Origin of the sequence: Bradyrhizobium sp. WSM3983, assembly GCF_000473045.1 — a bacterium.
Classification (GTDB): Bacteria; Pseudomonadota; Alphaproteobacteria; order Rhizobiales; family Xanthobacteraceae; genus Bradyrhizobium.
Genome location: NZ_AXAY01000052.1, coordinates 16545 through 28576 on the forward strand (window position 1 = coordinate 16545; position 12032 = coordinate 28576).

Genomic DNA, 12032 nt, shown 5'->3' on the forward strand with positions numbered 1-12032 from the left:
CGCGGTCTGCCTTTGCTTTTGCTCGGCTGGGCGTCAACGGTCTCTCTGTAAGAAATTTGCTAGACGCTGCGTGAGTGCGGGATCAGAGGTTTCGCACTCCCATACCACGAGCACTGTCCACCCTTGGGCGATCAAGTCTGCCTGATGGCGTTCATCGCGCATTTGATTGCCTGAAATCTTCGGCAACCAATATTCCTGACGCGCCTTTGGGCGGCGTAGCCCCTCACGGCAATCGTGACCGTGCCAGAAGCAGCCGTGAACCAGAATAGCCTTCTTTCGGCCGATGAAGGCGATATCCGGCTTTCCGGGCAAATCCCGCCGATGCAGGCGGTAGCCGGTGAATCCAGCTTGGCGCAAAGCGCTCCGCACGGCGAGCTCCGGCTTGGTATTCTTTGCGCGGATGGCGCGCATGTTGGCACTGCGGCGCTTTGAATCCAGTTTGTCCATGCAAACCTAGCAGAACTGATTTCGCTCGCTCATTGCGTGGAGAGGGTGGTGAGCCACCGCTCCAGGCTAATCAGGCGGCCGCTATCGATATGCTCGATCACTCGTTTGCGCGAGCCCGTTGCGCGGCCGCCATCTGCCGGCAATTCTCCATAGGCAGCCCGGATCCCATCCGTATTGATGTGCACGATATGGTCAAACATTAGATTGTTGCGGTAGAGCACTTCGCACGCTCTCATCAACCGCGCTGGATCAAATTCGTTTGTCACAAAAACATACTGGAACTTTTGGTTCGCGGATTCAGCATTGCAATATTCCTCATACTCGGTGGGAAATTGTTTCTCCCGGTCGGCGCGAACGCTCCATTTGGCAGTCACGATGGTTCGCATCGACGGCCGCACAATGGCGACGTCAACCTTGTTTTCTTTTCCGCCAGACCTGGCTCTGTTGAACCCTGGTATTTCGTAGAGAAGGCTTCGGGTGAAGACTTGGTCCTGCGGCACCTTGCAGGCGCGGCGCACTGTCTGGGCCAGAACGTCCTCAAACCCTTCACCCACGAGGTTTTTGCGCTTGTTCTGCACCGCTAGGTATTGCCGCACTTTCTGCGTGACTTCGTGCCAAACCTCTTCAGGAGGATCCTTGGCAAGGTAGCCGGCGATCGCGCCCCGGATGATGGCAGCCAGTTCTGGATCTGCGCCGGGCTCGGGGAAGCCACGGCCTTCGTATCCATCACGCTGCTTTCCAGCGGCCTGAGTTAAGCGCGCCTCCCGCCGGAGCATCGCGGATGCAAGATCTGCGCACGCCTTGATGAAAAGCCAATCGATTTCTTGGGCCAAGCCGGCAGGCGCAGTCCCGAGCTCAGTGCAAGCCCAATCGTGAAAGGCAAGAGAACGCGAATACCAAGCCTTTCCCGGCTGCGACTTGTCGCTCTCGTAGCAGTGCGCGAGGCCTGTGGTCGGGTCAGACCACAGCAGGAGCCGGTAGACGTGCCGCCATGCGGTCGCAGGGTTGATCTCTTCGCGATCCAGGGTCTGGAAGTAGAGATCAATGAGCCGGTTTCTGTTCTCGGCGCCGAAGGCGCGCTCTATGGCGTCTGCATCCTGCAGCAGGCCCGGCTCGTCAGTCATTCCCTTACCCCGTTCTGGCGCGAACCTCCTCCCGTTCGCGGTAGGTATTAAGCTCAGCCATTAGCAGTTGCGCCACGCTTTTGGCTAGCAGTGGCGGTACCGCATTGCCCACCTGGCGGTAGCGGGAGTGAGCCGGGCCGCCGTCGTGGCGCCCTTCGATCGGCCCCCGCCGGGAGTCGGTCGTGAACACAAAACGATCGGGAAACGACTGTAATCTGGCGAATTCACGAACGGAAAGAGCTCGAGCCGCTTCGTAGTGGTAAACCGAGTCGGCTTTTGTGTTGAGTGTCCATGCCCAAATTGAAGGGTGGAGGCGCCGGTATGCGTAGAAGTGCTTCCGCGACAGGCGGCCCGTTCCGTTGTCTTGTCCCCAGCGTTGTCCGGTCAGGAAGCGCTCTAGCAGCCGCTCCTCCAGATCCCGGTGATTCCCGCCCTGAGGGATGCCTTTGAGGCGCAGCTTCGTGTCCTTGTTGATTCGCGGCACTTGCACATTGGTGAGCACACTGCCGGCGCCGGTCCGCATCAGACGCTGGTATGCGCTCGAGGGGCCAGCCAGCTCCTCCCAAGACATCTCGTCGTTCCGGTTTCCGACAGGCAACGCCGCGAGATCGGAAATTGCCTGCATTGCTGAAACAGCGATCAGGTTTTCCGCATCTTGCAAAGCCTCCCCAATCCGGAGGCTGAGGATGTGTTGCTGGACTGTTAGCTGATAGCGGGGCCGGCGGGAGCCGGTGAACCTCGCGAGCGCAACGGAATCCGCGGCTCCCGATCCAACCAGGACTGGAGGTGACATGCCCGTTCCGCGGCGAACGCCGACGAACAGGAGGCGTTTGCGAGTCTGAGGAACCCCGAAATCAGCGGCGTCCACTACTTGGGCGAGGACTTCATATTCACCCTCGAGCGAAAGGTCCGCGCGAATCTGTTCGCGGACGCCCATCTGATCCATGCCCGTGACGTTCTCCATCACAAAAGCAAGGGGAAGGGCTTCACGGAGCGTCCCAACGAACTCGCGGTAGAGAGCATTACGCGGATCTTCGATGACGCGCGAATGGTTGCGCACCTGCGAGAACGCTTGGCAGGGAGGGCCGCCCACAAGCACGGTTGCAGAGCGGGCGGCTGAAAGCGCGCGCTTCCTTATGTCGGGAGCGCAGATGTTGCCGAGAATGACCTCGGCGTCCGGAAAGTTTAGGGCGTAGGTCGCAAGTGCGTCCGGGTCATTGTCGGCACCAGCAAGAATCTCAAAGCCCGCTTGCTGAAAACCCTCAGAGAAGCCGCCGGCACCACTGAACAGATCTACCACCGAGAACGCCGGATTGGTGACACCGCCAGCTAGGGATTTGGGTCCACTGGACCCCCGCAACGCGATGACAGGCGCCTTCGTCGAGCTCATCGTTTTCCCCTGCCGCATTTCGTTTGTTCTTACTATGTTCCGTTATTTCTGGCTAGGCTTGCTGGCAGAGGCTCCGGACCTGGGCGGGAACATATCCTCCTGGCGGTCCCCTCCGAATTTCCCTGTGGCCGCCACGCCGCGCGCCTTTCTGGGCTCGATGTCAATTCTGGAAAGCACTTCCCGATAATCGACCCCTTTTTCCGCCATCTCCCCCATAAGGGAGGCAATCACGGCCAAGTGGGACGGCACTTCCCCAGTTTTGGCATTATTGGAGATCGAGATCCGGTTCATACGGACGAGCTTGGCGAACTCCCTCACGGTCAGCCCCGCCTTTCCGAGTTGCCGCAGGAATTCCTCATAACTCATGGACGATGCGCCTCGTCCCGCGGGTCATATTCAAATGATGACAAGGTTATCCTGATATGTCCAGTAGTCATGTGGATATGACTTCTTTCCCAGCTGTTTTAATATTGCTTTTCATTGTGATAGCGTCACAAGTTATGATTTCACAAGATGGAGGCCAGCATGCGCCCCGAACAATCGCGGACCGGGCGGGCACTTCTGAATTGGTCACTGGATGATCTCGCCTCGGCTTCCGGGATCCATCGCAACACGCTTTCGAACTTCGAAACTGGAAAATTTCAGGGAGATCCCAATACGCTGCTGGCGGTGAGGCGAGCTCTCGAATCTGCCGGCGTGCTCCTCGTGGAGGAAAATGGAGAAGGCGCCGGAGTAAGGTTGCGGAGATTTCGCGTCGGAGACGTTGTCCGCTTTCGACCTCAAACCAACGTTCGCTATAGCTTTGACGTATCAGCCGATGAGCTTGGCACGGTAGTCGACGTCGAGCCGCATCCTCCCCGCACAGGTCCGACCTACCGAATGGATGTCCAGTTTACGCGTGCGCGTGTCCCTGGAGTTTTCAGATTCGAGTATGAGCTTGTAAAAGCGGCCCCTGCGTTGACGATTAATGGTTTCATCGAAAGCGGTGGTCGACCCATGATCCCGCCGGGACATTTCTTGCCAAATCCCGCGCTAGACTCTCCAGCGCAACTCGAAATGGATCCGAGCAAACTTCCCCAAGAGCTTGGTTCGATCATCCTCATACCCACGTCAGATCTGAACCTAAGACGAGAAGTCGATGCTCGTGGCTTTTTCGCGAAGGAGACTTCAGCGACGCTCGTTCTGATGTTTCGACAATTTCCAGACGGCGTATTGCATACGGGGCCTTGGAAGTAATTGCGGATTGTCGTTCCGAAGCCGGTCTGGTTAGCGGGGCTGCGCCCATTTGGCTTCCGCCTTATGCTCGCTTGCTCTGTCGATTCGCCATCAGGCTTGTCTTGGTCACGATGTGGCGGCAAAAATCGTGGCCCGCTCCTTGCAGAATATTCGGAAGTCTTGGCCTTGCTGATAGTGCGGCCAGATCTGCGGGCTGAATTCCAAGAGGAGGAAGAGCCTGAAAAATTCTGGCGCAACCATGTTCAGCGAGGCAAGGCGAGAAAGGCTATCTTGGCCGCCTTGCCCCTGAAAGAACACGCTCAGTGGTGGGCAGAATATAAAACCTTCAGAAGGGAAGAAAGGAAAGTTTCTGTCGTCGTCGGTACACCCGAGCTACGTCAGCGCCGCAATGATTATGCTTGCCGTTGACCACGAGAAAGAACCGTGGCCAGGATTTTTGGGGCGAGTGTCGGATGCCTCAGTGCGCACGCTGATCTATGCCATGCAGTGCCTCAGCCTTATCGTGTTCTTGAGCCGGCTTTCTAGTTTATTCATGCTTGCGCTTCTGCCGAGCGTGGTGTTGGCCGATGACTTCGTCGGGCAGGCTAGCGTCATTGACGGCGACACGCTGGAAATTCACGGAACGAGGATCCGGCTATGGGGGGTCGACGCACCCGAGAGCAGCCAGCTGTGCCGCGGCGAAGACAGTCTGCAATATCGTTGCGGTGCGCAGGCTGCGAATGGCCTGGACGCCTTCATTGCGCGGCGCCCCGTCAACTGCGCCCCGGTCAGCCTCGACCAATATGGTCGCACGGTCGCCGCCTGTTCGGCCAGTGGCGCGGACCTTGCCGAATGGCTTGTGCTCAACGGGCTTGCCTTGGATTGGCCCCGATACTCGAAAGGCAGATATGGCGCCGCTCAGCGTGACGCCGAGCGAGCCGGCCGTGGAATCTGGAAGGGCAGCTACGTCGAGCCGTGGCTCTATCGCGGCTGCATTCGTGCGAACGGAACGCCGTCGGCCTGTTCGGATGACGCCAATTCTCATCCCTAATTGATGAGACAGATGAGCCGGTTGATAGAGCTGATAATGCTAGCTTAGTCTTTCTTGCCGATTGCGGAGGCCGGCGAACGCCGGATCTGCCTCTCAGACCGCCGATGAAGGCAGGTCTTCCTTAATGCCGCGGGCGACGACCCGGAGCATTCCGTCCGGCAGGGGCCGCTGCAGCTTCAGGGCCTCGCCTGGAGAGGCTATCATCCAGGTATCGACCTCGTCAGGCGTCGTCAGGATCACCGGCATCGCCTTGGGGTGGATGGCACCTACATCAGCGTTCGGCTCCGTCGTGAGGAATGCGTAGAGGTCGTTGGTCGTCTCACCTTCCTTGACCTTCCGGACAGACGTCCAGTTGGTCCATATGCCAGCGAAGCAGGCGAGGGGACGGGTCTCATCGAGCGCGAACCAGATATCGCCGCCCTCGGCCTTGTTGAACTCGCTGAAGGAGTTGAACGGGACTACGCAGCGGTTTTCAGGCTCTAGCCATCTCGTCCAGTGCTTGCTCTTCACATTGCGGATGTTGGTCGTACCGCCATCCGGCTCCATCCGCAGCAATTCCTTGAAATCCACAGCCTTGCCCTTGGCCTGCAGCTTTTCGGCCCGCTTCTTCGTGGCATCCATCAGCGCTTTTGATGAAGATGGCATTCCCCATCGCGCCGTAGCGAGTTCGCGGCCCTCAGCCCCGTTGCGCACGATCGGCGCCGTGTAGTCGGGAAACACGCCGGGCATCGGCGCCAGATTGCCGACGTATCGGTTTACGACGCGAAACAGCGCGCTGATCGCGGCCTGGTTTGTCGTGATCGAATAAAGATTGCACATCGGTCAGGATTCGTTTCGAGGATGGCGCGGTTGCCACGTCAACTGTAGCAGAGTCGCGGATGGGCGCCGGCCCGCCTTGGCGCATTTGCGGCAGCGCAGCCGGCTGGCGAGATCGTGCACGAAGGTGGTCGGCGGGTGCTTCATCGCCGCGAGGTCCACGTCGCTCGGCGTCTTGCAGCGCGCGCACCTGATCTCCAGCCAGGGGAAGCCTCCGTTCACGGCCTGATCGATGGTCGGCGACGGATCGATCGGTTCGCCGTCACTCCACATCCGCTCGTTCCAGCTTTCGCAAAGCAGCCTATCGGCTTGCTGGATCATCGCCTCGCCTTTGGCCCGCATCTCCGCCGACTGGTTAGCCAGGATGTTAGCCATCGCGCGTGCCTTGCCGAGCTCTTTTGCCAGAGCCTTGCGATCGCCGCCCGACAGGGGCGTAGGGTGATACTTCGGGGCCATCCGGGCATCCAGGCGCAAAGAGATCGGATCGGCAAATCCAGAGCGACTACGGCGTCTCGAACGCTGGCCAGCACCCGTCTTCTTCATGCCTGCCGGTGCGCTGTTGGCAGGTGTTGTCGAGCAGCCGCTGTGCCACGTCCTTCCAGAGCGCGTTGGCGCCATACAATCGGACAGCATCGGCGGTCTGGATTTCCAAGGTCCGCTCGCAGCGGTGGCAGGAGACTCGCAGCACGTGGCGTTGAATTTCGGAGAGACGCCGCTGCCGCATTTGGGCCTCGGTCGTGCGGGCGCGAGGGTCTCTGAGGACCGATTCCCAGTATTCGGCTGGAAGCGGCGCCTCTGGAGCCGCAGTGGAAGGCCTCGGCCTACGGGCGTTTTCAGCGGCCAGCTTTTCCATTTGCTTCGGGGTCGGCATGCGCCAGCTCGCGGGTCGGTCGGTCATGCCTGAATTAGAACAAAATAAGAACAAATGTCGAGTCCGACCGGGCGGCTGCTGAGAAAAATCCTCCTGTGGGACGGGCCGCGATGTCGGAACCAAGCCGGGTCGTTCGTCTTGAATCCGGTATCTGTATCGGAGTTTCCATGGCCCCCCGCGCTAACTGGAAAGGCTTCCTGCGTCTTTCCCTCGTTACCTGTCCGGTCGCGCTGTATCCGGCCACGTCGGAATCCGAAAAGGTCTCGTTCAACCAGCTGAACCGGAAGACCGGCCATCGGATCAAGTACGCCAAGGTCGACGCTGACACCGGCGAGGAGGTCGACAACGAGGACATCGTCAAGGGCTACAAGGTCGACACCGATACCTTCATCGAGGTGACCAAGGAGGAGCTTGAGAACGTCGCGCTGGAGTCGACGCGAACCATCGAGATCGACGAGTTCGTCGACCGCAGCGAGATTGATCCGCGATATCTCATCCGGCCCTACTACCTGCGTCCGGACGGCAAAGTCGGGCACGATGCCTTCGCCGTCATTCGGGAAACCATCCGCGAGATGAACAAAGTCGCAATCGGTCGTGTTGTGCTGACCAATCGCGAGCACATCATTGCGCTGGAGCCGCTCGACAAGGGGCTGATGGGAACGCTCCTGCGCTATCCCTATGAAGTCCGTTCTGCGGAGGAGTATTTCGACGATATCCAGGACGTCAAAGTCACCAAGGACATGCTTGATCTCGCAAAGCACATCGTCAATCAGAAGGCGGGACATTTCGAGCCGGACAAGTTCGAGGACCAGTACGAGACTGCGCTCATTGATCTGATCAACCAGAAGCGTGCCGGCAAACCAATCACCGCGAAAGCGCGTCCCCGCGGCGAGAACGTGGTGGACCTGATGGACGCGCTGCGAAAGAGCATCGGAAGAGAGGGCGCGTCCGCGACAGAGGCACCCAAGAAATCGGCAAAAAAGCCGCGTAAGCCGGCGGCCGGGCAGAAGGAAATGCTGATGCCGATCGCAGGCAAGAAGCCGGCGAAGGAGACCGCGGCGAAGAAGCCGGCCAAGCCGCAGCGGAAGTCGGCTTAGGTGTCGTGAAGGATCCGGTGACGCCGGACGGCCACTATTCGTCGTCCGCTGCAGGCTCTGGCGAATGGCAAATCCCGTCTCGACGAGATCACGCGAGATCATCTCGTCGGCCGTCTAATGGCGGCCCGGCGGCTCGGTGCGCGCGCCAGGAAGGCGGCCGCCTGCGAGGCCGAAGTAACGGTGCATAGGAGCCTGGACGAGGCTAAGCAGGCGCTCGGCGAGCGCGGTCCGGTATGGCGGGACGACGGCTCGCCGGCTCTCGATTGCTCTGCAAAGCAGGAGCGATATGGCTGCGGTGAAAAAAACTTCCAGGAGATCGCGCTTGAGTGCGGGTATTCTCGCATACCGCAAGAGCGTTCGTGGGATCGAGGTACTGCTCGTTCACCCCGGCGGTCCGTTCTGGCGCAAGAAGGATGATGGCGCCTGGTCCATTCCTAAGGGCGAAATCGATGCCGCGGATGCTCCGGAGAACGTCGCTCGACGCGAATTTGCCGAAGAACTCGGCCCGAGCGCTTCGATTGGTCCACTCCGGGCGCTTGGAGAAGTCCGACAGCGGGCAGGGAAGCGCGTCATCGTATTCGCCGGCGAGGGCCACTTTGATCCGGCAGCGCTGACCAGCAATAGCTTCGATATCGAATGGCCGCCTCGAAGCGGTCGACGGCAGAGCTTTCCCGAAGTCGACCGCGCGGAATGGTTCGATACCGAGCTCGCGCGGACCAAGATGCTGTCCGCTCAAGTTGAGTTTCTCGATCGTCTTTTGGCAATCGCGTTTGAGAGCGCCGGGAAATGAGCTTCCGGATTGGAATCATTTCGGACACGCACGGTCTGTTGAGGCCCGAGGCGGAGCGAGGCCTGACGGGCGTCGATCACATCATCCATGCCGGCGACATCGGGCGCCCCGAGATCGTCGATGCGCTTCGCTGCATCGCGCCCGTCACGGCCATTCGTGGAAACGTGGACTGTGGCGAGTGGGCCCGCGAATACCCCGACACAATCCTTGTGCGCCTGGCGGGAAAATCGATCTACGTTCTGCACGACTTGAAGACACTGAAGGCCGACCTCGGGACCGGCATCGACGTCATCGTCTCCGGGCATTCCCACGTGCCGAAGATCGACACGCTCGGTGGCGTTCTCTATCTGAATCCGGGCAGCGCTGGACCCCGGCGTTTCAAGCTGCCGATCACGTTTGCGACGCTCGAACTCACGCCTGACGGCATGCGGCCGGAAATCCACGACCTTGGAGGCGACTGAGTGCCACCGCGGAAGGAATTCACACCGGAGGAGGCGAGTGCGTCAATCCTTTTTGCCGGCTTTCACCGAACGGAAGGTCTACTTGTGCGGTCGTTCTCGCTCGCGCACGACGTCCTTCGCCCGCTTGTCGGACCTGAGCCCAAGGTAGACGGGCTGGCGCAGTTCGCCCTTGCTCGTCCACTCCGCAAATTTGACCTCGGCCACCAGCGAGGGCCTGAGCCAGGTCGTGGCGGCCTCATCCTTCACTTTGGCAGGGAAGGGTGACTTTGAGGCCGTCAGCTTCATGAGCTTGGCATGGATGTCTTCCAGGGCCTTGTGGCTGAAACCAGTGCCGACATGACCGATGTAGCGCCAAGCGTCCTCTTCGCGCACAGCGAGGACCAGGGCGCCGAAGAACGGCCTGGAGCGCTTGGGCGCCGTGAAGCCCGCGATCACCACTTCCTGCCGCTTTGCTGTCTTGATCTTCAGCCAATCCGCCGTCCGGCTTCCGGACGCATACACACTGTCGGCGCGCTTCGCCATGATGCCTTCGAGACCCTTCCGCTCGGCCTCGGCGAAGAATTTCGTGCCGTTCCCTTTACGGTGAGCGCTAAAGGCGATCAGCTTGTTGCGCGGCAGAATTGCCTTCAGCCGCTTCTTGCGCTCGAGGAGAGGCTGCTTGCGCAAGTCCACTGCATTCTCAAACATGAGATCGAAGACGCAATACTTGAGCTTCGCTTCATGGCGCAGTGCGTTTTGGAGCAGCTGAAAATGTGAGACGCCGTCCTTTCCGATCGCGACGAGCTCGCCGTCGATCACGGCGTCGCCCTTCACGCCCTCCAGCGCTTTGGCGACCTCGATATAGCTACGGCTGATGATCTTGCCGTTGCGGCTGTAGAGCGAAACCTTGCCCCGGCGGATTTCCGCGATCATCCGGAAGCCATCGTACTTATCCTCGAAAACCCAGCCGCGGTCATCGAACGGCGCGTCGGTGAGCGTAGCAAGCATTGGCTGTAGGCGTTTGGGCAGGGTCGACGTCCGGCTCATTCAAGGGCCAATCCTTCAGAGCGTGTTGCGTAATGCATGGACGGCACCTTATCGCTCGAGGTGGCCGGGGCCGGTTCGATGAAGCCGGGGAAAAGCGCCTTGACATCGATAGCCGCCGGCCTTTTACGCTGAAACGCGACTGAAGAACTCTACGCTACAGCCGATTCAAAGTGGCACAGTTCGAATCGTTCCGGAACCTGCGAATCCTTGTCGCGTTTGCTTCGATGTCACAACAGGAGGCACCGATGGCGGTAGCGAAGAAGAGCAAGACGGCGCGCGGACGAAAACAGGACCGGGCGCGGGTGGCTGGCGGGCAGGACTACGAAGTGCAGTACGAGGCAAAGAAGACTGGAAAGTCGGCACCCGCGGTGAAAAAAGCCGTCAAGAAGGTCGGCAACACGCGCAAGCGTGTGGAGAAACGGCTAGGCCGCTGAGTCGGAGACGGGTCGGCGTCGGGCCTAGCGCCGGTCCTCCTCGTCAGGAGGGCATTCTGGGCAGGTATCACCTATCGAGTCCAGCACGTCGCGAACCGCGGCCTCCGCTGCTTCACGGGATACGCCTTCCGGCAGGTCTCGACGAGCGACATCGAAGGCCCGCTCTCGGGCATGTGGATCGGTGCGGTCTTGCATCCAACCGTGCTCCTCGCACTCGCGGATGGCGCCGGCTTCATTCAGCACGTTGATCGCCCAACCGTGCAGGGTGCGGATCGCCGGCCGTCTCTGCTTGGTCATCAGCATTGAAAGGTTCTCTCACGCTGAGACGAATCGTTTAGTCCCGCAGACGTTCCCCATCGCTAATACACGACTGGGATTCGGCGTGGGATCTCGTGGTTTTTCGAAGGCCGAATTTTTCGCCCGGCCAGGTGCCAGGCGGGCAGGAACGAACCGAAGAAACCGTTTTCCGATACTTCAGACGCCTTATCCGTTTTGCGCGTGCGGCTGTCGCCGCACCGGGCTCTCGTGAACCGAGCCGCGGAGCGTCTCGGCCATGCGGCTTCGATCCCTCGCGCACGAGCAGACCATGCCCCTCGCGGGGCAGAAACGAAAAACCGGGCCTTTATGCAGCAGCCACCTGCACAAAGGTCCGGCCTTATCTTAGCGTGCCGCGATACCGAACGGCTGCAAAGGACGCTTCATATCCTTTGGAAGGTCTCGCTTTTCATCCGGATTGCGACCCGGAGGCGGCAATAGATCAGTAGCCGCTACGACTACTTCTTTTTCTTTGAAGTCTTCTTTGCCACCTTCTTGGTGGCTGCCTTCGCGGTCTTCTTTGCCTTCTTGGCTTTCTTGGCCATGTCGTCCTCTGTAAAGAATTGACTCACTGAAAATGCCCACGCCGTGCATCGACATGCGCATCAGTGAGACGATATCACAAAAGCAAAATTGATACCAAGGAGGCGTAAATCCGCATTGAGTCGCTCGCCGGAGCCCTCGGGCCCGCCGTCATTGCATGCCGGCGTCGCTATCACTGCCCTTCGGGTCGGGTGCGCCTTCTTCACCGGTCTCGCGACTGCACTCGGTGCCAAGTCCCGCCGCTACGCGTCGGCGCTATGCTGACCCTCCTGCGGGTGCCTCTTTCGCCGCGTCCGCGAGTGGTCTTCTTTCCCTCCGCCCACAGGCCTCTCTTCCATAGTTGTGAGGCTCCTGTGAAAATGCCGGGCGGTTCTCGTCTCATTGCCTGCATCACGTTCGCTCAGGTCTTGGCGCGTGCGGCCAGGGCCGCACCGGGCTCTCGTGAACCGAGC

17 protein-coding genes are annotated in these 12032 nt (G+C 59.9%); 7 read left to right on the forward strand and 10 right to left on the reverse strand.

Annotated features, from left to right (window positions below; all coding sequences use genetic code 11):
• Positions 1-33 precede the first annotated feature (33 nt).
• From YUA_RS0139285 to YUA_RS0139300, 4 genes are read right to left on the reverse strand one after another with little or no spacing between them, the layout of a single operon-like run.
• Positions 34-447 carry a very short patch repair endonuclease gene (locus tag YUA_RS0139285; protein ID WP_027535534.1) on the reverse strand — a complete coding sequence of 138 codons (414 nt, stop codon included), beginning with the start codon at positions 445-447 and terminating at the stop codon, positions 34-36.
• A gap of 29 nt (positions 448-476) precedes the next feature.
• Positions 477-1571, reverse strand: a complete 1095-nt coding sequence (locus YUA_RS0139290) for a hypothetical protein (protein ID WP_027535535.1) — start codon at positions 1569-1571, stop codon at positions 477-479.
• Positions 1572-1575: 4 nt separating this feature from the next.
• Entirely contained in the window at positions 1576-2961 is a 1386-nt protein-coding gene (locus YUA_RS0139295) for a DNA cytosine methyltransferase (protein ID WP_084293164.1), read from the reverse strand.
• A 42-nt stretch (positions 2962-3003) separates the two neighbouring features.
• Positions 3004-3327, reverse strand: coding sequence for a hypothetical protein (locus tag YUA_RS0139300; RefSeq protein WP_027535537.1), 324 nt, complete (start codon positions 3325-3327; stop codon positions 3004-3006).
• A 159-nt stretch (positions 3328-3486) separates the two neighbouring features.
• On the opposite strand from YUA_RS0139300, the gene YUA_RS50715 reads away from it, so the two are divergent.
• The 3 genes from YUA_RS50715 (at position 3487) to YUA_RS0139320 (ending at position 5227) form a co-directional block, all read left to right on the forward strand.
• Positions 3487-4197: a helix-turn-helix domain-containing protein gene (locus tag YUA_RS50715; protein WP_245285378.1), complete on the forward strand. Its 711-nt coding sequence runs from the start codon at positions 3487-3489 to the stop codon at positions 4195-4197.
• Positions 4198-4605: a hypothetical protein gene (locus tag YUA_RS50720; RefSeq protein WP_156947601.1), complete on the forward strand. Its 408-nt coding sequence runs from the start codon at positions 4198-4200 to the stop codon at positions 4603-4605.
• Positions 4606-4729: 124 nt separating this feature from the next.
• Positions 4730-5227, forward strand: coding sequence for a thermonuclease family protein (locus tag YUA_RS0139320; RefSeq protein ID WP_245285379.1), 498 nt, complete (start codon positions 4730-4732; stop codon positions 5225-5227).
• A gap of 93 nt (positions 5228-5320) precedes the next feature.
• Here the strand turns inward: YUA_RS0139320 and YUA_RS0139325 are convergent, their stop codons facing one another.
• From YUA_RS0139325 to YUA_RS0139335, 3 genes are read right to left on the reverse strand one after another with little or no spacing between them, the layout of a single operon-like run.
• A complete protein-coding gene (locus tag YUA_RS0139325; RefSeq protein WP_027535542.1) occupies positions 5321-6046 on the reverse strand; it encodes an SOS response-associated peptidase in 726 nt (241 codons plus the stop codon).
• 3 nt (positions 6047-6049) lie between these two features.
• Positions 6050-6499, reverse strand: coding sequence for a hypothetical protein (locus YUA_RS0139330; protein WP_027535543.1), 450 nt, complete (start codon positions 6497-6499; stop codon positions 6050-6052).
• Positions 6500-6545: 46 nt separating this feature from the next.
• Positions 6546-6941 carry a hypothetical protein gene (locus YUA_RS0139335; RefSeq protein WP_027535544.1) on the reverse strand — a complete coding sequence of 132 codons (396 nt, stop codon included), beginning with the start codon at positions 6939-6941 and terminating at the stop codon, positions 6546-6548.
• 140 nt (positions 6942-7081) lie between these two features.
• Between YUA_RS0139335 and YUA_RS0139340 the strand changes: the two genes are divergently transcribed.
• The 3 genes from YUA_RS0139340 (at position 7082) to YUA_RS0139350 (ending at position 9262) form a co-directional block, all read left to right on the forward strand.
• On the forward strand, positions 7082-8011 hold the full coding sequence (locus YUA_RS0139340) for a Ku protein (protein ID WP_027535545.1): 930 nt from the start codon (positions 7082-7084) through the stop codon (positions 8009-8011).
• A 286-nt stretch (positions 8012-8297) separates the two neighbouring features.
• A complete protein-coding gene (locus tag YUA_RS0139345; protein WP_027535546.1) occupies positions 8298-8801 on the forward strand; it encodes an NUDIX domain-containing protein in 504 nt (167 codons plus the stop codon).
• Positions 8798-9262, forward strand: coding sequence for a metallophosphoesterase family protein (locus YUA_RS0139350; protein ID WP_027535547.1), 465 nt, complete (start codon positions 8798-8800; stop codon positions 9260-9262). Before YUA_RS0139345 ends, YUA_RS0139350 begins: the two co-directional genes overlap by 4 nt.
• Before the next feature lie 78 nt (positions 9263-9340).
• Here YUA_RS0139350 and ligD read toward each other — a convergent pair whose 3' ends face one another.
• Positions 9341-10288, reverse strand: a complete 948-nt coding sequence (gene ligD, locus YUA_RS0139355) for a non-homologous end-joining DNA ligase (protein ID WP_027535548.1) — start codon at positions 10286-10288, stop codon at positions 9341-9343.
• Between the two features lie 245 nt (positions 10289-10533).
• Here ligD and YUA_RS0139360 point away from each other — a divergent pair, with 245 nt between their 5' ends.
• Positions 10534-10722 carry a DUF3606 domain-containing protein gene (locus YUA_RS0139360; RefSeq protein ID WP_027535549.1) on the forward strand — a complete coding sequence of 63 codons (189 nt, stop codon included), beginning with the start codon at positions 10534-10536 and terminating at the stop codon, positions 10720-10722.
• Positions 10723-10746: 24 nt separating this feature from the next.
• On the opposite strand, the gene YUA_RS0139365 is transcribed toward YUA_RS0139360, so the two are convergent.
• Both YUA_RS0139365 and YUA_RS51395 read right to left on the reverse strand, forming a co-directional pair.
• Complete coding sequence (locus YUA_RS0139365) at positions 10747-11025, reverse strand: hypothetical protein (protein ID WP_027535550.1); 279 nt, start codon at positions 11023-11025, stop codon at positions 10747-10749.
• Positions 11026-11382: 357 nt separating this feature from the next.
• A complete protein-coding gene (locus tag YUA_RS51395) occupies positions 11383-11643 on the reverse strand; it encodes a hypothetical protein (RefSeq protein WP_198029522.1) in 261 nt (86 codons plus the stop codon).
• Positions 11644-12032: the final 389 nt, after the last annotated feature.

Coding starts and splice junctions, on each gene's coding strand:
- YUA_RS0139285 (WP_027535534.1), bottom strand. CDS start 447: ATGGACAAACTGGATTCAAAGCGCCGCAGTGCCAACATGCGCGCCATC.
- YUA_RS0139290 (WP_027535535.1), bottom strand. CDS start 1,571: ATGACTGACGAGCCGGGCCTGCTGCAGGATGCAGACGCCATAGAGCGC.
- YUA_RS0139295 (WP_084293164.1), bottom strand. CDS start 2,961: ATGAGCTCGACGAAGGCGCCTGTCATCGCGTTGCGGGGGTCCAGTGGA.
- YUA_RS0139300 (WP_027535537.1), bottom strand. CDS start 3,327: ATGAGTTATGAGGAATTCCTGCGGCAACTCGGAAAGGCGGGGCTGACC.
- YUA_RS50715 (WP_245285378.1), top strand. CDS start 3,487: ATGCGCCCCGAACAATCGCGGACCGGGCGGGCACTTCTGAATTGGTCA.
- YUA_RS0139320 (WP_245285379.1), top strand. CDS start 4,730: ATGCTTGCGCTTCTGCCGAGCGTGGTGTTGGCCGATGACTTCGTCGGG.
- YUA_RS0139325 (WP_027535542.1), bottom strand. CDS start 6,046: ATGTGCAATCTTTATTCGATCACGACAAACCAGGCCGCGATCAGCGCG.
- YUA_RS0139330 (WP_027535543.1), bottom strand. CDS start 6,499: ATGGCCCCGAAGTATCACCCTACGCCCCTGTCGGGCGGCGATCGCAAG.
- YUA_RS0139335 (WP_027535544.1), bottom strand. CDS start 6,941: ATGACCGACCGACCCGCGAGCTGGCGCATGCCGACCCCGAAGCAAATG.
- YUA_RS0139340 (WP_027535545.1), top strand. CDS start 7,082: ATGGCCCCCCGCGCTAACTGGAAAGGCTTCCTGCGTCTTTCCCTCGTT.
- YUA_RS0139345 (WP_027535546.1), top strand. CDS start 8,298: ATGGCTGCGGTGAAAAAAACTTCCAGGAGATCGCGCTTGAGTGCGGGT.
- YUA_RS0139350 (WP_027535547.1), top strand. CDS start 8,798: ATGAGCTTCCGGATTGGAATCATTTCGGACACGCACGGTCTGTTGAGG.
- ligD (WP_027535548.1), bottom strand. CDS start 10,288: ATGAGCCGGACGTCGACCCTGCCCAAACGCCTACAGCCAATGCTTGCT.
- YUA_RS0139360 (WP_027535549.1), top strand. CDS start 10,534: ATGGCGGTAGCGAAGAAGAGCAAGACGGCGCGCGGACGAAAACAGGAC.
- YUA_RS0139365 (WP_027535550.1), bottom strand. CDS start 11,025: ATGCTGATGACCAAGCAGAGACGGCCGGCGATCCGCACCCTGCACGGT.
- YUA_RS51395 (WP_198029522.1), bottom strand. CDS start 11,643: ATGCGCATGTCGATGCACGGCGTGGGCATTTTCAGTGAGTCAATTCTT.